At 73.9% G+C, this 24703-nt stretch carries 23 protein-coding genes; 15 read left to right on the forward strand and 8 right to left on the reverse strand.

Annotation, left to right across the window (positions count from 1 at the left end; translation table 11 throughout):
• The first annotated feature begins 43 nt into the window (after positions 1-43).
• Complete coding sequence (locus JOD65_RS04840; protein ID WP_191193492.1) at positions 44-673, forward strand: maleylpyruvate isomerase family mycothiol-dependent enzyme; 630 nt, start codon at positions 44-46, stop codon at positions 671-673.
• Positions 674-740: 67 nt separating this feature from the next.
• Positions 741-1517, forward strand: a complete 777-nt coding sequence (locus tag JOD65_RS04845; protein ID WP_204810953.1) for a DUF427 domain-containing protein — start codon at positions 741-743, stop codon at positions 1515-1517.
• Positions 1518-1721: 204 nt separating this feature from the next.
• On the opposite strand, the gene JOD65_RS04850 is transcribed toward JOD65_RS04845, so the two are convergent.
• The 3 genes from JOD65_RS04850 to JOD65_RS04860 form a co-directional block, all read right to left on the reverse strand.
• On the reverse strand, positions 1722-2072 hold the full coding sequence (locus JOD65_RS04850; protein ID WP_191193491.1) for a hypothetical protein: 351 nt from the start codon (positions 2070-2072) through the stop codon (positions 1722-1724).
• A gap of 75 nt (positions 2073-2147) precedes the next feature.
• On the reverse strand, positions 2148-3611 hold the full coding sequence (locus JOD65_RS04855; RefSeq protein WP_191193490.1) for an MFS transporter: 1464 nt from the start codon (positions 3609-3611) through the stop codon (positions 2148-2150).
• Positions 3608-4942: a M20/M25/M40 family metallo-hydrolase gene (locus JOD65_RS04860; protein WP_191193489.1), complete on the reverse strand. Its 1335-nt coding sequence runs from the start codon at positions 4940-4942 to the stop codon at positions 3608-3610. The genes JOD65_RS04855 and JOD65_RS04860 overlap by 4 nt, the downstream gene beginning before the upstream one ends.
• A gap of 133 nt (positions 4943-5075) precedes the next feature.
• Here JOD65_RS04860 and JOD65_RS04865 point away from each other — a divergent pair, with 133 nt between their 5' ends.
• The 3 genes from JOD65_RS04865 to JOD65_RS04875 all read left to right on the forward strand — a co-directional run bounded on the left by JOD65_RS04865 (position 5076) and on the right by JOD65_RS04875 (position 7914).
• Positions 5076-5213 (forward strand): hypothetical protein, encoded by a 138-nt coding sequence (locus JOD65_RS04865; protein WP_191193488.1) that lies wholly within the window; start codon positions 5076-5078, stop codon positions 5211-5213.
• 95 nt (positions 5214-5308) lie between these two features.
• Positions 5309-7063, forward strand: coding sequence for an ABC transporter ATP-binding protein (locus tag JOD65_RS04870; RefSeq protein ID WP_191193487.1), 1755 nt, complete (start codon positions 5309-5311; stop codon positions 7061-7063).
• The gene (locus JOD65_RS04875) at positions 7060-7914 is read left to right on the forward strand and encodes a serine/threonine-protein kinase (RefSeq protein WP_191193486.1); all 855 of its coding nucleotides are present in this window, start codon (positions 7060-7062) and stop codon (positions 7912-7914) included. Before JOD65_RS04870 ends, JOD65_RS04875 begins: the two co-directional genes overlap by 4 nt.
• Here the strand turns inward: JOD65_RS04875 and JOD65_RS04880 are convergent.
• Positions 7861-8457, reverse strand: a complete 597-nt coding sequence (locus JOD65_RS04880) for a nitroreductase family protein (protein ID WP_191193485.1) — start codon at positions 8455-8457, stop codon at positions 7861-7863. The genes JOD65_RS04875 and JOD65_RS04880 overlap by 54 nt on opposite strands.
• Positions 8458-8656: 199 nt before the next feature.
• Here JOD65_RS04880 and JOD65_RS04885 point away from each other — a divergent pair, with 199 nt between their 5' ends.
• The 9 genes from JOD65_RS04885 to JOD65_RS04925 all read left to right on the forward strand — a co-directional run bounded on the left by JOD65_RS04885 (position 8657) and on the right by JOD65_RS04925 (position 20517).
• Positions 8657-9874, forward strand: coding sequence for an allantoate amidohydrolase (locus JOD65_RS04885; RefSeq protein ID WP_204810955.1), 1218 nt, complete (start codon positions 8657-8659; stop codon positions 9872-9874).
• 256 nt (positions 9875-10130) lie between these two features.
• A complete protein-coding gene (locus JOD65_RS04890) occupies positions 10131-11459 on the forward strand; it encodes a formimidoylglutamate deiminase (protein ID WP_191193484.1) in 1329 nt (442 codons plus the stop codon).
• Positions 11456-12628, forward strand: coding sequence for an imidazolonepropionase (gene hutI / locus JOD65_RS04895; RefSeq protein WP_191193483.1), 1173 nt, complete (start codon positions 11456-11458; stop codon positions 12626-12628). The genes JOD65_RS04890 and hutI overlap by 4 nt, the downstream gene beginning before the upstream one ends.
• A gap of 389 nt (positions 12629-13017) precedes the next feature.
• Complete coding sequence (locus JOD65_RS23625; protein WP_191193482.1) at positions 13018-15966, forward strand: helix-turn-helix transcriptional regulator; 2949 nt, start codon at positions 13018-13020, stop codon at positions 15964-15966.
• 71 nt (positions 15967-16037) lie between these two features.
• On the forward strand, positions 16038-16808 hold the full coding sequence (locus JOD65_RS04905) for a sucrase ferredoxin (protein ID WP_191193481.1): 771 nt from the start codon (positions 16038-16040) through the stop codon (positions 16806-16808).
• A gap of 98 nt (positions 16809-16906) precedes the next feature.
• Positions 16907-17158, forward strand: a complete 252-nt coding sequence (locus tag JOD65_RS04910; RefSeq protein ID WP_191193480.1) for a hypothetical protein — start codon at positions 16907-16909, stop codon at positions 17156-17158.
• Positions 17159-17259: 101 nt separating this feature from the next.
• A complete protein-coding gene (locus JOD65_RS04915) occupies positions 17260-18276 on the forward strand; it encodes a JmjC domain-containing protein (RefSeq protein ID WP_307820940.1) in 1017 nt (338 codons plus the stop codon).
• The gene (locus tag JOD65_RS04920) at positions 18276-19175 is read left to right on the forward strand and encodes a ferredoxin family protein (RefSeq protein WP_191193479.1); all 900 of its coding nucleotides are present in this window, start codon (positions 18276-18278) and stop codon (positions 19173-19175) included. The genes JOD65_RS04915 and JOD65_RS04920 overlap by 1 nt, the downstream gene beginning before the upstream one ends.
• 46 nt (positions 19176-19221) lie before the next feature.
• The gene (locus JOD65_RS04925; protein WP_307820941.1) at positions 19222-20517 is read left to right on the forward strand and encodes an MFS transporter; all 1296 of its coding nucleotides are present in this window, start codon (positions 19222-19224) and stop codon (positions 20515-20517) included.
• Positions 20518-20530: 13 nt separating this feature from the next.
• Here the strand turns inward: JOD65_RS04925 and JOD65_RS04930 are convergent, their stop codons facing one another.
• From JOD65_RS04930 to JOD65_RS04940, 3 genes are all read right to left on the reverse strand, one after another.
• Entirely contained in the window at positions 20531-21544 is a 1014-nt protein-coding gene (locus JOD65_RS04930) for a hypothetical protein (RefSeq protein ID WP_191193478.1), read from the reverse strand.
• Positions 21541-21840: a hypothetical protein gene (locus JOD65_RS04935; protein WP_191193477.1), complete on the reverse strand. Its 300-nt coding sequence runs from the start codon at positions 21838-21840 to the stop codon at positions 21541-21543. Before JOD65_RS04935 ends, JOD65_RS04930 begins: the two co-directional genes overlap by 4 nt.
• 209 nt (positions 21841-22049) lie before the next feature.
• A complete protein-coding gene (locus JOD65_RS04940) occupies positions 22050-22838 on the reverse strand; it encodes a hypothetical protein (protein ID WP_191193476.1) in 789 nt (262 codons plus the stop codon).
• 127 nt (positions 22839-22965) lie between these two features.
• On the opposite strand from JOD65_RS04940, the gene JOD65_RS04945 reads away from it, so the two are divergent.
• The gene (locus tag JOD65_RS04945) at positions 22966-23493 is read left to right on the forward strand and encodes a hypothetical protein (RefSeq protein WP_191193475.1); all 528 of its coding nucleotides are present in this window, start codon (positions 22966-22968) and stop codon (positions 23491-23493) included.
• Here JOD65_RS04945 and JOD65_RS04950 read toward each other — a convergent pair.
• The gene (locus JOD65_RS04950) at positions 23480-24694 is read right to left on the reverse strand and encodes an MFS transporter (RefSeq protein ID WP_307820943.1); all 1215 of its coding nucleotides are present in this window, start codon (positions 24692-24694) and stop codon (positions 23480-23482) included. The genes JOD65_RS04945 and JOD65_RS04950 overlap by 14 nt on opposite strands.
• Positions 24695-24703 lie beyond the last annotated feature (9 nt).

Genomic DNA, 24703 nt, shown 5'->3' on the forward strand with positions numbered 1-24703 from the left:
CCGTAGGCAGTGCGGTGTCACCGGGTCCTGACAGGCTGATGACATGACGGACGTGTGGGAGCTGGTGCGCCGCGAGCGCGAGGCGCTGGTCGCGGACCTGGCCGGGCTGAGCGACGAGCAGTGGGAGTCGCCGTCGCTGTGCGGCGGCTGGACGGTCCACGACGTCGCCGCCCACCTCGTCGACAACGCCCGCACCACCCGGCTCGGCATCGTGGCCGCCATGGTGCGCGCACGCTTCGACTTCGACCGGCAGAACGACGCCGGCGTCGCGCGCGAGAAGGGGGCGACCCCGACCGAGACGCTCGACCGCCTGCGGGCGGTGGTGGGACGGCGTACGACCCCTCCCGCTCCCCTCGACAGCCGGCTCGTCGAGGAGGTCGTCCACGGCGAGGACGTACGACGCCCGCTCGGCGTGCGCCGCGACTACCCGACGGAGACCGTCCAGCGCGCCCTTGCCCACCAGCTGAGGACGTCGGTAGGGATGGGCGGTGGCAAGCAGCGCGCGGCCGGTCTCCGGCTCGTGGCGACCGACGCCGACTGGTCCCACGGCGAGGGCGCCGAGGTCAGCGGTCCGCTGGTGTCGTTGTTGATGGCCGTCTCCGGTCGGGCCGAGGCGCTCGACGACCTGACCGGCCCCGGGCTGTCCCGGCTCGAGGGAGCGCTCACGAGCTGAGGCGCTGCTCCGGGGAGGTCGTGCCGGACGGTGGCGTGGCCGTCCGCAGCGGGAGCACACTGGCGAGGTGGTGCGGACCGAGCCGATCGACAAGTGGGTGCGGGGCCGCCTCGACGGCGAGGTGGTCGTCGAGTCCCGCGAGCCGCTGCTCGTGTGGCAGGGCATGTTCCCGCCGGTCTACGCCTTCCGTCGCGACGAGATCGCCGACGGAGTGCTCTCGCCCACCGGTCCGCCGGTGCGTGAGGGCTTCTCCTTCTTCGGCCCGCAGGTCCCGGTGTCGCAGTGGTACGACGTTGCGTCAGCGGGCCGCGTGCTCCCCGCGGCCGCGTGGACCCTCGCCGACGAGACGCTCGCCGACCGGGTGGTGGTCACCTGGGAGCCCGGGCTGCTGGAGTGGACCGAGGAGGACGAGCCGGTCACGGGCCACCCCCGCGACCCGCACAAGCGGGTCGAGGCGATCGCAAGCTCGCGGCGGGTGGAGGTGGCCGTCGACGGCGTGACGCTCGCCAGCAGCGACCGGCCGGTGCTGCTCTTCGAGACCCACCTTCCCACGCGCTTCTACCTCCCGGCCGAGGACGTACGGCTCGACTTGCTGGAGCCGACCGACAACGTCTCGTACTGCCCGTACAAGGGCCGGACCGACGGCTACTGGACCTGGCCGGGTCCGCCTGCTCTGCCCAACCTCGCTTGGACCTACTCTTCGCCCGCGCCGGCGGCGGGCGCCGTTGCCAGCCGGGTGGCGTTCTACAACGAGCTGGTGGACCTCACCGTCGACGGCGTGCGCCAGGAGCGGCCCGAGTCACCGTTCAGCTCCCGCGAGCAGCGGCCCGGCGGCAACGCCTGACGGGGCCTCGCACGACGGCGCGTCGGACGACCACAACCTGTTGGGTCGTGCTTCGCCCCCGCGCGGGCACAAGCCGGCGTAGGGACTTCTGGTCGTCCGACGCGCCGGGTCAGGGCGCGCCTGGTCGCCAGGTCGGCAGCGTGGGCTCCCGGCTCGGCTGGGGCGAGTAGCTGTGGCCGTGGACGAGGTCGGGCGCGGTCTGGCTCAGACGCCGCCGGCGGTCAGGGCCAGCAGCAGCAACGCGCCCACGACCGCGAGTGCCGAGAGCACCAGCGCTGCGCGGGCGAGGGGGCGGGCGAGCATGTCGGCGGACGACCGGTCGGTCAGTGAGAGCCACAGGGCGGCGCAGCCCATGACGAGCGGCCCCACGGCGACGCCGATCCAGTAGAGCTGGTCGTTCCCGTTGTCGTTGAAGAACTTCATGGCCAGCCACTGGAACGAGGTCATGAACACCCCGCCGCCTGCCAGCGAGCTGAGCGCAAGGCCGAGAGCCGTGAAGGCTCGGAAGCGCGCCTGCTCGTCCACCACCTGAACCGTGCTCGTCGTCTCGCTCATGCGTCCCCCCGCTCTCGCTCGGCCCGCCGCCGAGGACGGGCCGAGACTAGCGGTCCGTCGCCGACGCGCCGGAGGTCAGTGCGGGACGGTGTCGTTGCGTACGTCGCTGAACGCGTGCGGGGGTGCGGCGAGGAGGGCGAGCGCGGCGAGGAAGGACGCGCCGGCGCAGACGGCCCACACGGTGAGGTAGCCGCTGAACGGCGCCACGTGCTCCGACGTCGCGTCGAGCGAACCGGTCGCGGTGAGCGCGATCGCGAAGATCGCGGAGGCGATCGCACCGCCGACGGTCTTGGTGCCGTTGGTCATGCCGGTGGCGATGGCGGTGCGCTCGGGCGGCGCGGCGGCCGCCGCGGCGGCGGGCAGCGCGGCCACCAGGGCGCCCGAGCCCAGGCCGGCGATACCCATGTTGACCAACGCCTGCCAGGTCTCGGAGTTGAACGGCAGCCACAGCAGGTAGCCCAGCCCGACGAGGCAGCACGCGACGACCAGCGCGCGTCGTACGCCGCCGAACAGGCGGGTCGTCAGCGGCAGGGTGAACGCACCGATCGCCAGGGTCACGACGTAGAGCCCGATCAGCGTGGAGATGAACGCCGGGTCCGCGCCCAGCCCGTAGCCGCGCTCGGCCGGGTCGGCCTGGGCGTAGGTCGACAGCGGGATCTGCCCGCCCAGCACCGGGATGCCGAAGAGGAACGCCGTCACCTGCACCGGCCACTGCGCCGGGCTGCTGAGCAGGCGTACGTCGACGATCGGGTCCGGGTGGCGCAGCTCGAAGCGCCAGAACGCGGCGAACACCGCGACCGACAGCACGATCGTCGACCAGCCGAGGAGCGAACCGGCGCCGTCGATGCGCAGCCAGACCAGGCCGCCCATCAGCACGCCGAGCGCGACGGTGATCAGCGCCAGGCCGGTCCAGTCGATGCTGCCGGTGTCGTCGCCGGGCGCCTGCTCGATGCCGAAGAGGATCACGAAGAAGACCGCGGTCACCACGACGGCAGGGAGCGCGAGCAGGACGTTCATGTCGAGCGTGTCGACGAGCAGGCCGCTGCTGACCGCACCCACGATCACGGCGAGCTCGAGGGAGCCGACGAGGATCGCGGCCCCGCGCCGGGTGAGCAGCTCCTGGCGACCGGACTGGCGCGTGCGGCGGTGGACGATCGCGATCTCCAGCGGCAGCCACACGACGTACGCGCCCTGGATCGCCCAGCCCACGAGGAAGGTCGTGAAGGACGGCGCGAACGCCAGCCACCACGAGCCGAGCGCGGTCACGGCGGTCGAGACGAGCAGCACGCGCTTGTGCCCGGAGAGGTCCCCGAGCCGCGCGAGCAACGGGATGCAGAGGGCGCTCACGATGAGCTGCGCGGCCTCGAACCAGTTGATGTCGCCCTCGCTGATCGAGAGGTGATCGGCGATCTGCGGGTAGATCGGGGTGTAGTAGCCCTGGAGGATGCCGCTCGCGAACTCCACCAGCACCAGGAAGCCGACGATCGTGGCGAGGCCCTTCACGGCGGTCTGCGCGGTGGGGGCGGGGGCGGTCGTCATGCGGGAAGCCTCTCGATCAGCAACGTGTACCAGCGGGCGCCGTCGACGAGGTCGGCGACGCCGATGTGCTCGTCGTAGGAGTGGATGGCCTCGCGCTGGGCCTTGGTCATCCGGAAGGGGGCGAAGCGGTAGACGTGCTCGCTGATCGCGGTGAAGTGGCGCGAGTCGGTGGCGGCCATCATCACGTAGGGCGTCGCGACCGCATCGGGGAAGACCTCGCCGATGCAGTCCTCGAGCAGCTCGAACGCCTCGTCCATCGGCGAGACCGGCGACGGCTCGCCCGACTCGACCAGGTCGATGCGGATCGAGTCGTCGTCGACCGCCTTCCTGACGTGCTCGACCACGCCGGCGACCGTGTCGCCCACCATCACCCGGATGTTGAGCCCGGCCTTCGCGGTCGACGCGATCACGTTGAGGGCCGGCGACCCGCTGAGGGTGGTGGCCGCGACCGTCGTACGCGTCATGGCTGCGGCCTCCGGACCTGCAGCGAGCAGCACCCGGGTGATCACCGGGGCCAGCCGGTCGGCCCTACCGAGCAGCGGGCGCAGCGGCAGCGGCACGTGCGGCGCGAGGCGGCGCATCAGCTCGAGCGTCGGCGCCGGGGCGGACGCCGGGAACGGCGCCTTCTCGATCCGCAGGATGGCGCGGGCGATGCGCGCCGTCGGGCCGTTCCGCGCGGGTGTCGAGGCATGCCCGCCGCGCCCCTCGGCGACGAGCTCGAGCGAGGTGGTGCCCTTCTCGGTGACGCCGATGACGCCGAGCGGGGCCTTCACGCCCGGGAACGCTCCTCCCGCGATCGCGCCGCCCTCGTCGAGCACGAGCCACGGGGTGACGCCGCGGTCGCGGAGCACGCCGACCGCCTCGACCGCCGCGGTGCCGCTGACCTCCTCGTCGCAGCCGAAGGACAGCCAGACGTCCTGGGCAGGGCTGTGCCCGGCCTCGAGGAGGGACTCGACGGCCTCGCAGATGGCGGCGACGCAGCCCTTGTCGTCGAGCGTCCCGCGGCCCCAGATGGCCTGGCCGGTGGGGGAGTCGTGGATCTCGCCGCCGAACGGGTCGTGCTGCCACGGGGCCCCGGTGTCGACGGGCACGACGTCGAGGTGTGCCATCAGCACGACCGGGCGCTCGGCGCTGGCTCCGGCCCAGTGGAGGAGCAGGCCGTGGGTGCCGACACGCGTGAGCTCCAGCCGCTCGTGCAGCAGCGGGAACTGCGTAGCGAGCTCGGCCAGCAGCCGGTCGAAGGCGTCGGTGTCGACGCGCGCGGGGTCGCGGTCGGAGACGGTCGGGATGCGGACGAGCGCCTGCAGGGCGGCGACCACGCGGTCGGTCATGGGCAGACGGTAGGGCATCGCGGCGCTCCATGAGGGCGCTCTCACCCAGAGCTCATGGCGGTGTCACGTGCGGACCGGAGAGTCCTCCACGTCAGCCGGGAAGACCCGGACATCGCAACCGAAGGAGGCCACCATGGCCCGCTCCGGAATCATCACCGCCCTCACGCCGGCCGTCCAGGCCCGCCGCGGCGACTCGTCCAGCGACGACGGGCGCCGCCGGCGGCGTCGGCGTCGTCGCAACCGCAGCCGGTCGCGCTCGCGCTCCAGCTGACCGACACCTGCTGCACCGCCACGACGGGTGGGTGGCCCACCCCCGGGCCGCCCACCCGTCCCGCTCGTCCACCCGCCCCTGACGCAGGAGCTCCCATGTCCGTACGCCGCCGCGCTGCCGGCCTGCTGCGCGCCGCCCCCGAGCAGGAGGCCCTCGTCGACGTCGCGGCCGGGCTCCGGCCGGCCGACATCGCCCTCCGGTTCTGGCCGCGGCTGCGGCCGCTGCGTGGCTGGCTGCTGCTCGGCCTCCTGCTCCTCACGGCTGCCCCGGCGATCGCGGTCGCCGAGGCGTTCCTCTACCAGCGGCTGGTCGACGACGTGCTCGTCCCGGCGGCCTTCGAGCCGCTCCTCGCGCTCGCGCTCCTCTACATCGGCCTCAACCTCGCCAGCGGCGTCGTCTCGGGCGCCGACGACTACCTCGCCACCTTCGTCTCGCAGCGGTTCCTCGTCGACCTGCGCCGCGACGTCTTCGCCCACGTGCTGTCGCTGCCGGCGGCGACCCACGACCGCCGCCGCCTCGGCGACACCCTCACCAGGCTGACGTCCGACGTGGCCGCGGTCGAGCGGTTCATGGTGACGCAGGCCAGCGAGGGCGTCGGCGCACTCGTGCGCCTGCTGGTCCTGGTCGGCGCACTCGTGTGGATGGACTGGCGGCTGGCGCTCGCCTCGCTCGTCGTGGTGCCGCTCTTCTGGTGGGTCTCCACGCGGTTCGCCCGCCTCACCCGCGAGGTCTCGCGCGAGCGCCGTCGGCGGGGCGGCTCGCTCGGCAGCGTGACCGAGGAGGCGCTGGGCAACGCCGCGCTCGTGCAGTCCTACGGCCGCGAGGACCGGGCCGTGGCGTCGTACGACGGCCACAACCACGCCATCGCGGGCGCCGAGCTGGCCGCCAGCAGGATCCGCGCGCTCTTCCTCCCGCTCGTCGACCTCGCCGAGCTGGTCGGCGTGCTGGTCGTCGTCGGGCTCGGCGTCTGGTCGCTGGCCGAGGGGCGGCTCACGCTGGGCGGGCTGCTGGCCTTCCTCACCCTCCTCATGCAGTGCTTCGGGCCGGTGCGGACGCTGGCCGACCTGGTGCCGGCGCTCTACTCCGCCAGCGCGGGCGTCGAGCGGGTCGTCGAGCTGCTCGACGAGCCCGCCGGCGGCGACCGCGACGGCGCCACGCCGCTGCCGGGCGGTCCGGGCGCGCTGTCGGTCCGCGAGGCGTCGTACGCCTATCCCGGTGCGCCGCGGCCTGCGCTCGACGGGCTGTCGCTCGACGTCGCGGCGGGTGAGATCGTGGCGCTCGTCGGTCCGAGCGGGTCGGGCAAGTCCACCCTCGGCCGGCTCCTGTCGCGCCAGCTCGTCGCCGACACGGGCGTCGTCGCGATCGACGGCCACGACGTCGCGGCGCACACCGCCACGTCGGTGCGTGACGCCGTCACCGTCGTCCACCAGGAGCAGCTCATGCTCGACGCGTCGGTGCACGACAACCTCGTCCTCGGCCGGCCCGACGCCACGCGCGCCGAGGTGCGCGCCGCGGCGCGCGACGCAGGCGCGCACGAGTTCGTCGAGGCGCTGCCGCACGGCTACGAGACCCGGATCGGCCAGCGCGGCCGCACGCTGTCGGGGGGTCAGCGGCAGCGGCTCGCGGTCGCGCGGGCCCTGCTGCGGCCCGGTCGCGTGCTCGTGCTCGACGAGCCGACGACCGGGCTGGACGCGGAGGCGGCCCGCCGACTGATGGTCGCGCTGACGAGCGGTCAGCGGCAGCGGACCGTGCTGGTGCTGACCCACGACCCGGTCGTCCTCGAGCACGTCGACCGTGTGGTCGCGCTCGCGCTCGCGCCGGCGTCGGCGTCGGCCGAGGTGCCCGCATGACCCGGCGGCGTCAGCCCACCGGCGACCTGCCGGCTGGCTACCGGCCCCTGACCCTGCTCGCCGACGGCCGCCGGCTCGAGACCTGGGACGCCTGGGACGAGGCGCGCGGCACCCGGTGCGTGGTCAAGCTGCTGCGCGCCGACCGCCGGGACGACCCGCGGGTGCGACAGGCCGTGCTGCTCGAGGGGCACCTCGCCACCTCGCTCGCCCACCCGCACCTGGTGCGCGGCTACGACGTCCTGGACGACCCGCCGACCGTCGTCCTCGAGACCCTGCGGGGCGCGACGCTGTCGGCGCTCGTCGAGCACGAGCCGCTCGGCCTCGCCGACGCGGCCGAGCTGGGCTGCCAGCTCGCCTCGGTGCTCGGGTACCTCCATCGCCACGACTGGCTGCACCTCGACCTCAAGCCCGACAACGTCGTGGTCGACCACGGCAAGGCGGTACTGATCGACCTCAGCCTCGCGGGCCGGCCGGGCAGCGGCCGGCCCGGTGCGGGCACCCGGGGTTACCTCGCCCCCGAGCAGGCGACCGGTCGTGGCCTGTCCGCGGCGACCGACGTGTGGGGGCTGGGCATGACGCTCATCGACGCGCTCGCCCGCACCGCGCCGTACGGAGACGAGGCCACCTGGGAGAGCCGACGCCGGTGGCCGCTGCTGCACCGGCGGATGCCGCTGGTGCCGGAGGGTCTGGACGAGGTGCCCGACGAGGTGCGCGACCTGCTCGCCGCGTGCGTCAGCCTCGACCCGGCCGCGCGCCCGCTGCTCGAGCAGGTGCGCTCCGCCCTCGAGCTGCTGCGCTCACCACCGGCCGCGGTGGACGACGTCCCCGCGTCGCTCGCGACGGGCCGGTGACCCGGGAGCGCCGGTGTCGGTCTCGCGGTGGCCGACCGTGATCGCGCCGACCGGCGCGTGGTCCTCCGGGATGCCGAAGGCCTCCCGGAAGCCGTCGAGGTGGCGTGCCTCGATCCCGAAGAAGCAGGCGCCCAGCCCCTCGTCGACGGCGGTCTGCAGGACGAGCAGCGCCGCCATCCCCGCGTCGACCCACCAGTAGGGGACCGGCCAGCGCGCCTCGTCGCGGTCCGTCCAGCCCTTGTCGGGCAGGGCGTAGCGGTCGAGGTACGCGGCCTTGCTGGTCAGCGGGACGATCACCACCGGGGCCGTGCGCATTCCGTCGAGCCAGGCGTTGTGGGCGTCGGGGTCGGCCCCGGTCGTCGCCCAGAAGAGCGCGACGTCCTCGGGGTTGTCCAGCACCAGGAACGCCCATCCCTGGGTGAAACCGGCGTTCGGCGCGCGCTGCGCGTGCTCGAGCATCCGGTCGACGGCCGCCGGGTCGACCGGTCGGTCGGCGTAGCGGCGCACCATCCGTCGACGGCGTACGACCTCACGGAACTCCATGGCTCGAGCCTCCCACCCGCCCCGTCCTCCCGCTGTAACGCCGGGTTAGTGGCGGTACCCACCCCCGAGCACCCCAGTGGGTACCTGCACCAACCCGGCGTTACAGCGGCGGCGTGGGTGGCCAGCATCGTCTGGGATCCGAGACGACTTGCCGGGCCCTCGCGTTGACCCCCGCGCACGCGACCGATGGACTGGGCGCATGGCCTTCGAGGAGATGTGGCGCGACCTGGCACCGGTCGGGCGATCGGCGTCCTCGGGCGGCTACTTCCGCCAGCCCTGGACGTCGGCCGAGTCGGAGCTGAGGTCGTGGTTCGCCGAGGAGTGCGCGGCGCGCGGGCTGGCCGTCGAGACCGACGGCATCGGCAACCAGGTCGCCTGGTGGGAGCCCTCCGCCGGCGCGCGCCCCGGCGACCAGGGGGTCCTCACCGGCTCGCACCTCGACTCGGTCCTCGACGGCGGTGCGTACGACGGCCCGCTCGGCGTGGCGTCCGCGCTCGCGGCCGTCGACACGTTGCGGGCCAGGGGCTTCGAGCCGGACCGCCCGATCGGCATCGGCGTCTTCGTCGAGGAGGAGGGGTCGCGGTTCGGGCGTGCCTGCCTCGGATCTCGGCTGGTCACCGGCGCCACGACGTGGGAGCAGGCGAAGGAGCTGCGCGACCGCGACGGCGTGTTCCTCGCCGACGCGATCAACGCCGCCGGACTCGACCCTGCGCAGGGTCTGTTGGACTTCGACCGCGTCGGCACCTTCGTCGAGCTCCACGTCGAGCAGGGCCGCGACCTCGTCGACCGCGACGTGGCGGTCGGGCTGGCCAGCGAGATCTGGCCGCACGGACGGTGGCGCTTCGACTTCGCGGGGCAGGCGAACCACGCCGGCAGCACCCGGATGGAGGACCGGCGCGACCCGATGCTGACCTACGCCATGACGGCGCTCGCCGCCAACAAGCAGGCCCGGATCGCCGGTCAGCGCGCCACCTTCGGCCGCATCACCGTCGAACCCAACGGAACCAACGCCGTCCCGTCGCTGGTGACCGCCTGGCTCGACGCGCGGGCCTCGTCCGACGAGGCTCTGGTGACCCTCGTGGAGGCGGTCGAGCGGCAGGCGCACGACCGCGCCGACCGCGACGGCACGTCGCTCGACGTCACCGCGGAGTCCGTCTCGGGCTCCGTCGCCTTCGACGCGGACCTGGCTGCCCGCCTCGCCGGCCTCGCCGGCTGGCCGGTCATTCCGACCCAGGCCGGCCACGACGCGGGCATCCTGTCCGACGCCGGCATCCCCACCGCGATGGTCTTCGTGCGCAACCCGACCGGGGTCTCGCACTCGCCCGACGAGCACGCCGAGACCGCCGACTGCCTGGCCGGCGTCGAGGCTCTCGCCGACGTGCTGGCCGAGCTGGCTCGTCCCGGGGCGCCCGCATGAGCACCCCACGACGTTCTTGTCCCCCGCTTCGCTCCTCCCAACAACGCCGCAGGGACCCCGCATGAGCACCCCACGACGTTCTTGTCCCCCGCTTCGCTCCTCCCAACAACGCCGCAGGGACCCCGCATGAGCACCCCACGACGTTCTTGTCCCCCGCTTCGCTCCTCCCAACAACGCCGCAGGGACCCCGCATGAGCACCCCACGACGTTCTTGTCCCCCGCTTCGCTCCTCCCAACAACGCCGCAGGGACCCCGCGTGACGGCGTACCTCCTCGAGCGCGCCTGGGTCGGCGACCGCTTCCTCGACGACGTGCTGGTCGAGGTCGAGGACGGCCGCTTCACCTCCGTCACCCCGGACTCCGACCCGCCGCGCGCCATCCCGGTGCGCGGCCTCGTCGTCCCCGGACTCGCCAACACCCACAGCCACGCCTTCCACCGCGCGCTGCGCGGCCGCACCCAGCGCGAGCGCGGCACGTTCTGGACCTGGCGCGACCAGATGTACGCCGTCGCCGCGCGGCTCGACCCGGACACCTACCTCGCGCTGGCGCGCGCGACCTACCGCGAGATGGCGGCGGCCGGGATCACGTGCGTGGGGGAGTTCCACTACGTCCACCACCGCCCGGACGGCTCGACCTACGCCGACCCCAACGAGATGGGCGACGTGCTGGTCGAGGCGGCCCGGCAGGCCGGCATCCGGATCACGCTGCTCGACACGCTCTACCTCTCGTCCGGCTTCGGGGTGCCGCCCGAGGGTGCCCAGCTCCGCTACAGCGACGGCAGCGTCGGGGCGTGGGCCGACCGCGTCGACGCCCTGACCGCCGATGTGACGGCCGCCTCGCACGCCGTCACCGGCATGGCGGTCCACTCCGTCCGCGCGGTGCCCGCCGCCGAGCTGTCGGCGGTGGCCGCACGCCTCGACGGCCGGCCCTTCCACGTCCACCTCTCCGAGCAGGTCGCCGAGAACACCGCCTGCCTCGAGGCGTACGGCGTCACGCCGGCGCGGTTGCTCGCCGACCACGGCCTGCTGGGACCGACGTCCAGCCTCGTGCACGCCACCCACCTGACCGACGACGACATCGAGCTGATCGGCGGAGCCGGCGCCCACGCGAGCTTCTGCCCGACGACCGAGCGCGACCTGGGCGACGGCATCGGGCCGAGCCGTCGGCTGCACGACGCGGGCGCGCGGCTGACCCTCGGCTCCGACAGCCACGCGGTGATCGACCTCTTCGAGGAGATGCGCGCCGTCGAGCTCGACGAGCGGCTGGCCACCCAGCAGCGCGGTCACTGGACCGCCGCCGAGCTGCTGACTGCCGCCACCACCGCCGGGCACGCGTCGCTCGGCTGGGACGACGCGGGCGCCATCGCCGTCGGCCGGCGCGCCGACCTCGTGGTCGTCGATCCGGCCAGCCCGCGGACGGCCGGAGCCGGCCGCGACGAGGGCGCGGTGGTCTTCGCCGCGTCCGCCGAGGACGTGCAGCGCGTGATGGTCGACGGCCGGTGGGTCGTGCAGGAGGGCGAGCGCTACGACATCGGGCTCGAGCTCGAGGCAGCCATCGCCCGCATCTGGGGAGAGGGCAGGACATGAACACGACGGTGATCACGGGCATCGGCGAGCTCGCCACCAACGACCCGGCGCGGGTCGACGAGGGCGGACTCCTCGGGCTGGTGCACGACGCCGCCCTCGTGGTGGAGGGCAGCCGGGTCGCGTGGGTCGGTCCGGCCGCCGACGCGCCTGCCGCCGACGTGCAGGTCGACGCCGGTGGGCGCGCGGTGATCCCCGGCTTCGTCGACTCGCACAGCCACCTCGTCTTCGCCGGCGACCGCTCCGCCGAGTTCGAGGCACGGATGACCGGCCAGCCCTACACGGCCGGCGGCATCCGCACCACGGTCGCCCGGACCCGTGCGGCCACCGACGAGCAGCTCACCTCCCACGTCGCCCGGCTCGTCGCCGAGATGCGGGCCCAGGGCACCACCTCCGTCGAGATCAAGAGCGGATACGGGCTGTCGGTCCACGACGAGGCGCGCAGCCTCGCGGTGGCCCGCCAGTTCACCGAGGACACGACCTTCCTCGGGGCCCACGTCGTCCCCGCGGACACCACCCCCGAGGACTACGTCGACCTCGTCACCGGCCCCATGCTCGCGGCGGCCGCACCGCACGCCCGGTGGATCGACGTGTTCTGCGAGGACGGCGCCTTCGACGTCGACCAGGCGCGAGCCATCCTCGCCGCGGGGTCCGACAGCGGCCTGCGCGGACGCCTCCACGCCAACCAGCTGACGTACGGCGGAGGCGTGCAGCTGGCCTGCGAGCTCGGCCTCACGGCGGTCGACCACTGCACCTTCCTGAGCGACCTCGACGTCGAGTCGCTGAGAGACTCAAGGACCATCGCGACCCTCCTGCCGGGCGTCGAGTTCTCCACCCGCCAGCCCTACCCCGACGCACGCGGCCTGCTCGACGCCGGCGTACGGGTCGCACTGGCCAGCGACTGCAACCCCGGCTCCTGCTTCACCTCCTCCATGGCCCTCTGCATCGCGCTGGCCGTCCGCGAGATGCGGATGACCCCGGCCGAGGCCCTGCACGGCGCGACCGCCATGGGCGCGGCCGCCCTCGCCCGCGACGACGTCGGTGTCCTCGCCCCCGGCAAGGTGGCCGACCTGGTCCTCCTCGACGCGCCGTCGTGCGTCCACCTCGCCTACCGTCCCGGCGTCCCGCTCGTCGCGGGGGTCTGGCAGGCCGGTCGCCCCGTCGTCGGGTAGTTCACCGGCAGACGGTCACCCAGGCGGCCCCCGGACGACCGTTCCGGTGGACCACCCGGCACGGCAGCTACCTCAGACCCCAGTCGTACGCCGTCGGGGGCCGCGTCTGAGGTAGCTGGCCACCCGTAGATAGGGCACGCGCCCGATGTCCCGGCCTACCTCATGGGCGGAATCTCTACTCACGGTCCGAAACCGGACCGGGGAGAAGAGGAGAAGGACATGTTCAACACCGACAGCTTCCTGGGAGCCGAGATCACCTACCGACAGGACAGGATCCGGAAGGACTACGGGCACCACCGCTGGACCCGTGTCCGCACCGACGACACCCAGAAGTGACCCGCACCGCGATCGACCCGCGAGTGTCGGACCGACACGACACAATGTCGTCCGTGCCGGCCCTGCGGACCACCGATCTCATCGGACGCGATGCCGAGCTGGAGCAACTCACCGCCCAGCTCGGCATTCGCACGTCCGGAGACCCCTCGGGGCCCGGCGCCGGTGATCCCCGCACCGCCCCCGCCCGGGCCGTGCTCGTCGGCGGCGATGCCGGCGTGGGCAAGACCCGCCTCCTGATGGCCCTGCGCGACGCGGCCCTCGAGGCCGACTGGCAGGTCGTCGCCGGCCACTGCCTCGACCTGGCCGACAGCTCCCTCCCCTACCTCCCCTTCTCCGAGATCCTCGGTCGCCTCATGGCCGACCTCCCCGACGTCGCGGCCCGCGTGCTCGAGGTGCACCCCACCCTCGCCCGCCTCCAGCCCGGCCGCCGGATCCGCAGCAGCGAGACCGCGTCGGGCGACCAGGCCCTCGACCGCGGCAACGTCTACGACGCGTTCGGCCACCTCCTCGCCGCCGTCGCCGAGCGCGCCCCGGTCCTCGTCGTGGTCGAGGACGCCCACTGGGCCGACGAGTCCACCCGCGACATGCTCAGCTTCCTCTTCTCCCGACCGGTGCCGGGCGTCGCGCTCGTCGTGTCCTACCGCGCCGACGACCTCCACCGCCGCCATCCGCTCCGTCGCCAGGTCGCGGAGTGGATGCGCCTGCGCGGGGTCGAGCGGCTCCCGGTCGAGCCGCTCCACGACGACGACGTACGCCGCCTCGTCCGCGCGCTCCACCCGTCCACGCTGTCCGAGGCGGAATACGTGTCCATCGTCGACCGCGCCGAGGGCAACCCGTTCTTCATCGAGGAGCTCGTCGGCGCCGCGTGGTCCGGCCAGGTCCCCGGCGAGCTCGCCGACGTGCTGCTCGTCCACCTCGACCGCCTCGACGAGACGACCCGACGCGTCGTGCGACTGGTCTCGGTGGCGGGTCGCCAGGTCAGCCACAACCTGCTGGCAGCCGTCTCCGACCTCGATTCCGCCGAGCTCGAGGCCGCGCTGCGCAACGCCGTCGACGCCCACGTCCTGGTGGCCTCACGTGGCGGCACCTACGCCTTCCGGCACGCGCTGCTCGGCGAGGCGGTCTACGACGACCTGCTGCCCGGCGAGCGGATGCGGTTCCACGCCGCCTTCGTCGCTGCGCTGGGTGAGGGGAGGGCCATCGGCACCGCGGCCGAGCTCGCGCAGCACGCCCGCCGGGCCGACGACCGCCCGGTCGCCGTCCGTGCCTCCATCGAGGCGGGGGAGGAGGCGCTGGCCGTCGGCGGCCCCTCGGAGGCGGCGACCCACTTCCTCGACGCGCTCGAGCTCGTCGACACCGCCCGCGAGCCGGTGCCCGACGTCGACGTCTTCGCGCTGACCCGCAGGTGCGCCGAGGCGCTGATCGCCTCCGGGCGGGTCCACAAGGCGGTGAAGGTCCTCCGGGCGCGGCTCGCGACCGTGCCGGTCGAGGGTGCCGCCGTCGACCGCGGCCAGCTGCTCACGTCCCTGGCCTCGGCGCTGATGCTCACCGACACCACCGAATCGCCCCGCGAGACCGCGGCCGAGGCCGTCGAGCTGCTGCGGAGCGGCCCGCCCAAGCTGCTGGCCCGGGCGCTCCTCGTCCACGCCCAGAGCCTGGGCGGGTGGCACGCCGACGAGGCGCGGAGCATCGCGCTCCAGGCCCTCGAGCTGGCCGAGCGCAACGACCTCACCAGCCTCGCCGTCGAGCTGCACGCGACCGTCGCCGGTCTCAACCCGGAGGGCGGCACGAGCCCGAGCGCCGGGTGGCGGGCCGCGGCCGAGCGTGCGCGACGGGCCGGACTGATCGAGCCCGAGCTGCGGGCGCTCTACCTGCTCGGCCGGCTCCACCACGACGAGGGCGACCTGCCCCTGGCCGTCGAGGTCTACCGCGAGGTGATCGAGCGGAGCGAGGTAGGGGGCCTGACCTGGTCGCCCTACCCCGCCGAGGCACGGCTGCTGCTCGCCGTCGCGCTGACCCACCAGGGACTGCTCGACGAGGCGTGGGACCTACTCGACGTCAGCGGCCAGAACCCGCCCATGGTCTACGAATGGCTCTACTTCGCCCACCAGATGCTGATCACCATCGGCATCCGGGGCCGCCGCAAGGAGCACGCCCTCGAGCGGCTCCGCGACTACTGGGGCACCGACGGGCTGACCGCGATCTCCTCCGGCGGAGCCGAGATCATGCGGGCCGCGGCTGCCGGCGACGGGGCCGGTGCGGTGGCGGTCTACGACGACGTGGTGGCGGTGGTCGTGCCGCTGTGGCACGAGTGGTTCCAGGCGAGGCTACGGCTCGCCACCCTGACCCTGGCCGCGCTCGCTGCCGCGGCGCCACGCCAGCCGACCGAGGAGCGCGAGTCGGCGGCCTACGACGTCGAGCGCCTGATGGCCGACGGCGCCCGGGTGATCGACTTCTATGCGCCCTACGACGGCAGCCACGGCCCGGAGTACCGCATGTGGGTGGCGCGCCGCACCGCCGAGCACCTGCGCTGGCGCTGGCTCGCGCAGGTCGACCCGCCCTCGGCCGGCGAGCTCGTCGCGGCGTGGCGCGCCGCCGAGGAGACCGCCGTCGCCTACGACTCCGTCCCGGAGGTCGCGCAGACCCGGGTGCGGTTGGCCGGGGTGCTGCGCGCGGTCGGCGACGCCGCCGGCGCGCGGACGGTCGCCGACCAGGCGCGGCAGGCGGCCCATGCGCTCGGTGCCCGGCCGATGCTCGACGAGCTCACCGCCCAGGGGTCCTCGCCCGCGCCCGCCACCGGCGCCCAGACGGCGACGCTCACACCGCGGGAGGGGGAGATCCTGGCCCTTGTCGCGGAGGGGCGCTCCAACGGCGAGATCGGCAAGCAGCTCTTCATCAGCACCAAGACCGTGTCGGTCCACGTCTCCAACATCCTGGCCAAGCTCGAGGCCGCGTCGCGCACCGAGGCCGCCGCGGTGGCCCGTCGCCGCGGCCTGCTCTGAGACGCGGCCGCGCGAGGCGTTCCCCGGTCCTGAGCGCGGGCGGGTGGGACCCGTCGGTCAGACTTCTCGCCATGCCTGACTTCCGGTGCTCGATCGCCAGCCTCGTCGACGACGAGCCGATGGTCGGCACGGCGCCCACGGACGCCGAGGTCCTCCTCGTGGAGAGCCCCGGCCCGTGGGGGCGCGACGCCGTCAGCGACAACCGCCTCCCCGAGGCGGTCCGCGAGCACCTCCGTTCGGTGGACCTGAAGGTCTTCCTGCTCCGCCGGCCCGACGGCAGCGCCGGGCCCGGCACCCACGTCTTCCACGCCCGCGCCACCGAGTCCGGATACGAGGTCCGCGCCGCGGTGCTCGACCGGCCGGAGGACCTCCTCGACCTCGACCTCGCCCGCATGTCGGCGTACGACGGCATGCTGTGGCTGGTCTGCACCAACGGCAAGCGCGACCGCTGCTGCGCCGAGATCGGCCGACCGATCGCCGGTCGGCTCGCAGAGACGTGGCCCGAGGGGACGTGGGAGACCACCCACCTCGGCGGCCACCGGTTCTCCGGCACGCTCCTGGGGCTTCCCAGCGGGATCACGCTCGGCCGGCTCGACACCGACACCGCTGTCGACGCGTGCGCCGCGGTCGAGCGCGGCGAGGTGCCCCTGCCGTGGACGCGGGGCCGGGCGGGCCGGTCGGCGCTCGACCAGGCCCGCGAGCTGCACGTCCTCGCCGGCGGCGATCCCGCCGACGAGCTCGTGACCGTCCCGGGCCCGCCGAGGCGGCAGTCGTGCGGCGACGACAAGGTGAAGGGCACCACCCGTTTCGAGGTCCGCGAGTCGGAGTCCGTCGGGGGCTGACCACGTCCCCAGGGGTGTGGGACGGTGGAGCTGGCGAACACCAGACTCGACGCCAGACCCGGGGCGGACCGTCCGTCGCGGCGCGACTAGGAGGATCCATGACCACTCCTGACAACCCCCTCGGCGACGGCGAGATGAGCACCGAAGGTGTCGACCCGACCGGCGTCGCAGCCGGTCCCGGCACGGACGCCGACGGCACCGACGCTGACGGCACCGACGCTGACGGCACGGACGGCGACTCGACCGATGCCACCGACGGTGACTCCACGGACGCCGACGGCACCGACGGCACTGACGCCGACGGCTCTGACGCCGACGGGACCGACGGGACCGACGGGACCGCGCTCTGAGCGCTCTCGACCGTCTCACCGGTGACGCCCAGACCTTCCTCGACAAGGTCTGGGCGTCCTCGGTCCACGTCCACCGCACCGATCCGTCGTACGGCGCCGAGGTGCTCTCGCTCGCCCACGTCGACCACCTGCTCACCGAGACCGCGATCCGCGCCCCGGCGGTCCGGGTCGCCCGCAACGGCACCGTGCTTCCCGAGTCGTCGTTCACCCGTGGCGGCAGCCTGGCCGGCAAGCCGCTCACCGGGCTGGTCGACCCGGTCAAGCTGATGCGCCTGCACGACGAGGGCGCCACCATCGTGCTGCAGGGCCTGCAGCGCTACTGGTCGCCCGTCGGTGACCTGGTCGCGGAGCTGGAGCTCGAGCTCGGCCATCCCTGCCAGGCCAACGCCTACCTCACCCCGGCCGGGGCCCAGGGCTTCGCGGTCCACTCCGACTCCCACGACGTGTTCGTGATGCAGACCCACGGCACCAAGATGTGGGAGGTGCACGGCGAGGGCGGGCCGGGCGACCTGCTGCTCGAGCCGGGGGTCGTGGCCTACCTCCCCACCGGCACGCCCCATGCCGCCCGGGCGCAGGAGTCGGTCTCGCTGCACCTCACGATCGGCATCAACCAGCTGACGTGGCGCAGCCTCGTGACGCGCGAGGTCGGGCGCCTGCTCGCGGAGGTGCCCGACGACCACGTGCCTGCCGGCTACCTCGATGACCCCGCCCGCCTGGCCGAGGGCCTCGCCGACCACCTCACTGCCGTCGCCGACGCCGTACGCCGCCTCGACCCCGCCGCGCTCGCCGAGGCCCAGGTCGAGGGCTTCGTCAGCGGCCGCCCGCCCCGCCTGGCCGGCGCCCTGCTCGACCGAGACGCGCTCGCGACCGGGATCGGTGCCCAGACGCGCCTGCGCCGCCGGCGCGGGCACCCGTGCGTCCTCGTCGACGACGGTGACGTGGTCCGGGTGATGATCGGCGACCGCGTCCTCCGGGTGCCGTCGCGGGTCCGGCCCGCGCTCGAGCACGTCGCCGACCACGCCGAGCTGACGCCGCACGACCTCCCGCTCGACGACGAGAGCGCGCTCGTGCTGAGCCGACGGCTGGTGCGGGAGGGCCTGCTCGAGGTCGTCCGGTGATGGCCTTCCGGTGCGCGACGGCCAGCAGGGCCCGTGGCGACGAGCTCGCGGGCACGGCCTCGACGGTGCGCAGCTACCTGCTCCTCGAGCACCTAGGGCCGTGGGGCACCGACGCCCTGCGCGACGCCCGGTTGCCCGACGGGCTCGGCGCCCACCTGCAGGAACAGTCGCGCCGGCACCGCGTGCGGGTGCTGCTCGTCCGGCGGCCCGGCAGGCGCGCGAGCGACGGACGGACACGGGTGGTCGCCGCGCGCGCCGCGGGCGTGGCCTCGTGGGCGGAGGCCGCCGACCTCGAGCGGATCGACGAGGTGCGTGACCTCGACCTGGCAGCGCTCGGCGCCGGCCGGTCGCTCGGCCTCGAACCGGAGGACGCCCCCGTCCTCGCCGTCTGCACCCACGGACGCCACGACGCCTGCTGCGCCGAGCTGGGCCGCCCGGTCGCCCTCGAGCTGGCGTCCGGCCCGCACGCCGCCGCCGTCTGGGAGGCCTCACACGTCGGCGGCGACCGGTTCGCCGGCAACCTCGTCGTGCTGCCGCGCGGCCTCTACTACGGCGGGCTCGAGCCGGAGTCGGCCCGCGAGGTCGCCGCCGCCACGGCCAGGGGCGAGGTGCTGCTCGAGCACCTGCGGGGCCGCTCGGACCTGCCGATGGCCGTCCAGGTCGCCGACATCGCGCTGCGCCGTGAGCACGCACTGGTCGGGCTCGACGACGTACGCCCCGGAGCCGTGCGCGTCGACCACGACCTCACCACCGCCCGGTTCGCGGTGGCCGGGCGCGGGGAGGTCGACGTCGTCGTACGCCGGGTGGCCGGCGCCGACGCACACCAGCTCACCTGTGCCGCCAGCCGGGCGAGCACCATCCCGGGTCACGAGGTGGTCGAGGTCCGACCGGTGTCCTGAGAAAGTCACGTGCGCGTGGAGGCCGCGAGCGGGAGACTGAGCGCTCGTGACCTGGACCGGCCGGCTCCGCGCGATGCGGATGGACGTGACGCCGCTGCGCGAGTCGCGCGACTTCCGGCTTCTCTTCACCGCAGGCAGCGTGTTCTACCTCGGCAGCATGGTCGCCTACGTCGCCGTCCCGTTCGCGATCTACGACCTCACCGGCTCCAACTTCCTCGTCGGTCTCGTCGGTCTCGTCGAGCTGGGGCCGCTCGTCGTGTTCGGTCTGTACGGCGGCGCGCTGGCCGACCATGTCGACCGACGCCGGCTGCTCGTCGGCACCGGGATCGCCCAGGTCGTGCTGATGGGTGCCTTCGCGTGGAACGCGTTCTCCGCCCACCCGAGGGTGTGGCTGATCTTCGTCATCGCCGCTCTCTACGCCGCCGTCAGCTCGATGCAGCGCCCGTCACGCGAGGCGCTGGAGCCGCGCACCGTACGGCACGACCAGATCGCGGCGGCCAACGCGCTGAGCAGCTTCGCCATGCAGTTCGGCGTCCTCCTCGGCCCTCTCATCGGCGGCCTGCTGGTGGCGTACGTCGGCGTCGGCTGGTGCTTCCTGGCCGGCTTGTTCGGCTACGCGATCGCCACGCTGCTGTTCGCGGCCATGCGGCCCTACCCGCACGACGGCGAGACCACCCCGCCCAGCCTGCGCGGCATCCACGAGGGCCTGACCTACGCGCTGCGTCGCCGCGACCTGCTCGGCACCTACCTCGTCGACATCGCGGCGATGATGCTGGCCATCCCGGTCGTGCTGTTCCCCGCCCTGGCGCACGAGGTGTTCGAACGCCCCGAGCTTCTCGGCCTGCTCTACTCGGCCGAGACCGTCGGGGCCCTCGTCGCGACAGCGCTCAGCGGTTGGGTCGGCCGGGTGCACCACCACGGCCGCGCAATCGTGATCGCCGCCAGCCTCTACGGTGCCTGCATCGCACTCGCCGGACTGATGCCGTCGTTCTGGCTGGCGTGCCTCTTCCTCGCGCTGTCGGGCGCGGCGGACATGGTGTCGGCGGTCTTCCGGTCGACGGTCTGGAACCAGACCATCCCGGACACCATGCGCGGCCGGCTTGCCGGCATCGAGATGCTGTCCTACTCGGTCGGGCCGATGGTCGGCGAGACCCGCGCCGGCTTCGTGGCGGATGCGTGGTCGGTGCGCGGTGCGATGGTCAGCGGTGGCGCCGCGTGCGTCGGCGGGGTGCTGCTCACGGCGGTGGCGTTGCGTGACTTCTGGTCCTACGACTCGCGCACCGACCCATATGCCGTCGCCGAGCGTGAGCGGCGGGCAGCGGGAGCTGAGCCCGTCGACTGATGGACCCGCAGGCTCAGCCCAAGCGGTCGCGGAGGTCGGTCGGCCGATCCGGCGCCGGCTGCCACTCGGCCTGCTCGACGACGAGGCGGGGTCGTCCGGCCTCGGCGTCCTGGAGGTCTCGGGCAGCGCGGTTGGCCTGCGCCTGCTCGCGCTGGGCCACTGCCTCGGCGTCGCCCATCTCGACCCTGGACTCGGTGAGCTCGCGGTGCAGCGCCTGGACCTTGGCGGCCTGGGCCTGGATCTCCTCGGGCGGGGCCTCGGCGATCACCAGCTCCTCGAGCCTGCCGAGCGCGGTCTGCTCCCGACGCCGGAGCGCGTCCACCGTGTTGCGGGCCGCCTCGGCCTCCTCACCCGCCTGCACGGCCTCGAGGGCCTCCTCGGCCGCCTCGCGGCGGAGCTCACCGAAGCTCACCTGGTGGCCCCCGGCGGGGACGAGCTTGGCGCGGTCCTTGTCGGGGTGGACGCCGGCGTGCTCGGCCAGCGCCTTGACGAGCTCGCGGGTGGCGACCCGGCGGGCGTCACGCAGCTCGATCTTGGCCTCGAAGCACGCCTGGTAGGCCTTCCAGTCGCTCTCCCACGCGTCGGCCTGCTTCTGGGTGGCGTCGCCGGGCAGCGTCTCGACCGGCGGCCAGATGCGGTTGCCGCGCACCTCGAGGCCCCTGCTGACCGCGAAGTCGCGCAGCTGCTCGAGGCCCTCGCGGTGCCGGCGCAGCACGTCGGAGTAGGCGTTGATCGCGCGGCCGAGGCCACGGAGGTTGTCGCGGACGGTCGCCGACTCCTCGTGGCGGCGGCCGGCGCGGTCGCGGAGCGTGTCGGCGGCCTCGCCGGCGAAGACGTCCTCGGACAGCATCGAGGTGCGCTCGAAGGCGTCGACGGCGAGCTCGACCTTGCCGGCGAGCCGGCGGACGGAGTCGCCGTAGGAGTCGACCTTGCCGGGCTCGAGCCAGTGGTAGTGGCAGCCGATCGGGTCACCGAACTGGAGCGTGTCCTGCTGGGTCTCGATCCGGTCGACGACGACCCGGGTCATGGCTTCACCTGGTCGAGCTGGGCGGCGAACGTGGCGGCCTGTCCGACCATGGAGTCGAGCTCGTCGAAGTCGATGATCGAGTCGTCGACGGCCCCGGCGAGGGTGCGGCACTTCTTCGCCACCTGCTCGGCGTCGCCGACCAGGCTGCGGACCCCCTCGACCATCAGGTCGCGCCAGGGGAAGTCGTCGGCGGGGTGGTCGATGTCACCGAGCGCGGACCGCAGGTCCTCGCGGGCGGAGTCGAGCTCCTCCTTGGCGCCGCGCAGCGCCCGCTGGTTGATCGCGATCGGCCTCATGGCGTCCTTCTGCCCCGCTGAACGGCGTCGAAACCAGAAGTCGTGGAACTGTGAACTATGCGGTCGTCCGGTCTGGACCGGCGGGCGGTACGCCCTCACCAGCCGCTACCCGTGCGTCAGGCGGACCGAAGCCGTACGCCCCTGCCCGCTGGGCGCGGACCCCGGGCGATCGAGGTCGTTCGGTCCGATCGACGGTCGTGCCCGACGGGTCAGACGTGGCCGCTGAGCTGCGCCAGCCGCAGCTCGAGGCGCCCGAGGAGGTCGTTGCAGGCCTTCTCCGGCATCGCGGAGCGCTTGTCGCCACCCCGGGCGCACACCGGCAGCACGTCGATCGACAGCTTGGCGCCGCCGGCGAGCGCGCGCAGCTCGTCGAGCTTGTCACCGAACGGCGTGCCGCTGCCGGGGGAGTAGTAGCGCACGGCGGCGTCGACGTCGTCGGCGAAGAGGTCGGCCTTGGTGACCGCGACGACCAGCCAGGTCGGTCGGTCGCGGCGTACGGCCATGCTCGCGATCCGGTGTGCCGTGATCGCCCAGTCCTCGAGCTCGGCGGCCAGCAGCTCCTCGCGGGTGGCGAGGGCCGCACCGGTGGTGCCGCCCGTGCGGCGTGGGGTCGCGTGGCCCCACGCCACGACGTGGAGCACGCCGTCGACGGGCTCGTCGTGGAAGACCTCGTCGAGCGCGCCGAGCCGGGTGGCGGCGTTCTCGCCCGGCACGACCCGGAAGCGGTAGCCGCGCAGCCGCGCGTTGCGACGCGTACGACGTTCCATCACCGCGGAGCCGACGTCCGCCCCACCGGCCGACTCCGCGCTCGCGCGCCGGGAGAGCCGGTCGGCCAGACGGGTCTTGCCGACGCCGGTCATGCCGGTCACCGCCACCGTCGGGTAGCGGTGCCGCAGCAGGCGGGAGGCCCGCTCCGGGGCCTGGGAGAGCGCGGCGAGCGCGCCACCGGCGATGGTCGTGCCGATGGCTGCCTTGCCGTGTCGCAACGGTGACTGCATGGCCCCATCCTGTCCGACGCGCGGTGGCAGGCTCGCCCGACGGGCGGGCGACTTGGTCCCGCAACCGCTCGTCCCGGACAATGGCGTCGTCCCCGCCCCCCCGCTTGAGAGGTCCCTGCCCACCGTCATGGACACCGAGAACCGCCCCGTGCTGACCGGCCTCGTCGCCCTCGTCGGCGTCGCCGTGGCCATCGGCCTGCTCGGCGGGCTGGCCGTCCTCGTCGGGGTCAAGGCCGCCGGCATCGGCGACAGCACCGAGACCAGCGACGACCCGACGTCCTCGGCGACGTTCCGGCTGCCCAAGCCCACGGAGACCAGCTCCGAGACGACGCCCGAGGAGACGGAGCCCAGCCCGGGCACCGAGACCTCGTCGGAGGCGCCGGCGGAGGGCATCTCGCTGTCGGCGGCTCAGCAGTCGGTGAGCCCGATGCAGCAGATCGACCTGACCGGGACCTACCAGGCCGGCGAGGGCGCCATCCTGCAGGTGCAGCGGATGGAGAACGGCGCGTGGTCCGACTTCCCGGTGACCATGTCGGTCAGCGGCGGCACCTTCGCGACGTACGTCCAGACGAGCCGCACCGGTCCCAACGAGTTCCGGGTCGTCGACACCGACTCCGACGTCGTGTCCAACGAGGTCACGATCACCGTCGGCTGAGCGCCGCCGCCCGGGCCAGGTCCACGCGCCTGGTCCAGTGGCCCACCCAGCCAGCGCCGAGCAGTCCGAGCAGGCCGACGGTCACGGACGCGACCGCGAGCGGCGCGACGGCGGCCACCGCGCTGACGAGCAGCGGCCCGCCCGTGTTGCCGATGTCGCCGCACAGCCGCCACGCGCCGAGGAACTGCGACCTGCCGTCGTCGGGGGCGGCGTCCGCGCCCAGGGTCATCACGATCCCCGACCCGAGGCCGTTGCCGCACGCGATGAGCGCCATCACGAGGGCCACCGACACCGCGTCGGTCGCGAGCGGCAGCAGCAGGCACGCGACGGCCATCGACAGCACCACCGGCACGGCGACGACCATCCGGCCCCGTGTGTCCATCAGCCAGCCGCCCGGCCACATGAACGCCACGTCGAGGGCGGCGGCGCCGGCGAAGATGAGGGACGTCGTGGACGCCGACAACCCGACGTGGTCGGCCCACAGCGGCAGGAGGCTGAGCCGCAGCGAGCGGCTCGCCCCGAGGATCACCACCGCGGTCCCCAGCGTGGCCAGCAGCCGACGGTGCGCGGCGATCACCGTCCACACGCCCAGGTGACCCGTCGCTCGGGCGGCGGCGCGCTTCTCCTCGCCGAGGTCGGGCATCGTGGCCGCGAGCAGGGAGGCGAGCACGGACATCCCGGCGCCCAGCCAGAAGACGCTCGTCAGGTCGGACACCGCGATCAGCCCGGCCCCGATGAGTGGCCCGATGAGCACCCCGACGCGGTAGGACCCGCCCAGCAGCGACATCGCCCGCGCCCGGTGGCTCTCCGGGACGACGTCGATCATGAAGCCCTGCCGGGCGATCAGGAACAACGTCCAGCACACGCCGCTGAGCAGGACCCCGATCGCCAGCCCCAGGACCGAGTCGGTCAGTGCCGCGAAGGCCATCGCGCAGGCGTCGACGAGGCCCGCGCCGACCAGCGCCCGCCGCTCGCCGATCCGCGCCACCAGTGCGCCCGCCGGCAGGCTCGCGAGGAGCTGCCCGACCCCGAGGAGGGCGACGATGGCGGCCGCGACGCTGACGTCGGCCCCGAGGTCGCGGGCCCGCAGTGCGAGCACGGGCAGCATCGCGCCGTGGCCGATGGCGGAGACGACCGAGGGCCCGTACGCCACGAGGAGGATGTCGCGGAAGCGGAAGTCCTGCGTGGTCCCCGAGGTCACCGACACATC

It is taken from the genome of Nocardioides cavernae, assembly GCF_016907475.1.
Classification (GTDB): domain Bacteria; phylum Actinomycetota; class Actinomycetes; order Propionibacteriales; family Nocardioidaceae; genus Nocardioides; species Nocardioides cavernae.

Coding starts and splice junctions, on each gene's coding strand:
- JOD65_RS04840 (WP_191193492.1), top strand. CDS start 44: ATGACGGACGTGTGGGAGCTGGTGCGCCGCGAGCGCGAGGCGCTGGTC.
- JOD65_RS04850 (WP_191193491.1), bottom strand. CDS start 2,072: ATGAGCGAGACGACGAGCACGGTTCAGGTGGTGGACGAGCAGGCGCGC.
- JOD65_RS04855 (WP_191193490.1), bottom strand. CDS start 3,611: ATGACGACCGCCCCCGCCCCCACCGCGCAGACCGCCGTGAAGGGCCTC.
- JOD65_RS04860 (WP_191193489.1), bottom strand. CDS start 4,942: ATGACCGACCGCGTGGTCGCCGCCCTGCAGGCGCTCGTCCGCATCCCG.
- JOD65_RS04865 (WP_191193488.1), top strand. CDS start 5,076: ATGGCCCGCTCCGGAATCATCACCGCCCTCACGCCGGCCGTCCAGGCC.
- JOD65_RS04870 (WP_191193487.1), top strand. CDS start 5,309: ATGTCCGTACGCCGCCGCGCTGCCGGCCTGCTGCGCGCCGCCCCCGAG.
- JOD65_RS04875 (WP_191193486.1), top strand. CDS start 7,060: ATGACCCGGCGGCGTCAGCCCACCGGCGACCTGCCGGCTGGCTACCGG.
- JOD65_RS04880 (WP_191193485.1), bottom strand. CDS start 8,457: ATGGAGTTCCGTGAGGTCGTACGCCGTCGACGGATGGTGCGCCGCTAC.
- JOD65_RS04885 (WP_204810955.1), top strand. CDS start 8,657: ATGGCCTTCGAGGAGATGTGGCGCGACCTGGCACCGGTCGGGCGATCG.
- hutI (WP_191193483.1), top strand. CDS start 11,456: ATGAACACGACGGTGATCACGGGCATCGGCGAGCTCGCCACCAACGAC.
- JOD65_RS04905 (WP_191193481.1), top strand. CDS start 16,038: ATGCCTGACTTCCGGTGCTCGATCGCCAGCCTCGTCGACGACGAGCCG.
- JOD65_RS04910 (WP_191193480.1), top strand. CDS start 16,907: ATGACCACTCCTGACAACCCCCTCGGCGACGGCGAGATGAGCACCGAA.
- JOD65_RS04920 (WP_191193479.1), top strand. CDS start 18,276: ATGGCCTTCCGGTGCGCGACGGCCAGCAGGGCCCGTGGCGACGAGCTC.
- JOD65_RS04930 (WP_191193478.1), bottom strand. CDS start 21,544: ATGACCCGGGTCGTCGTCGACCGGATCGAGACCCAGCAGGACACGCTC.
- JOD65_RS04935 (WP_191193477.1), bottom strand. CDS start 21,840: ATGAGGCCGATCGCGATCAACCAGCGGGCGCTGCGCGGCGCCAAGGAG.
- JOD65_RS04940 (WP_191193476.1), bottom strand. CDS start 22,838: ATGCAGTCACCGTTGCGACACGGCAAGGCAGCCATCGGCACGACCATC.
- JOD65_RS04945 (WP_191193475.1), top strand. CDS start 22,966: ATGGACACCGAGAACCGCCCCGTGCTGACCGGCCTCGTCGCCCTCGTC.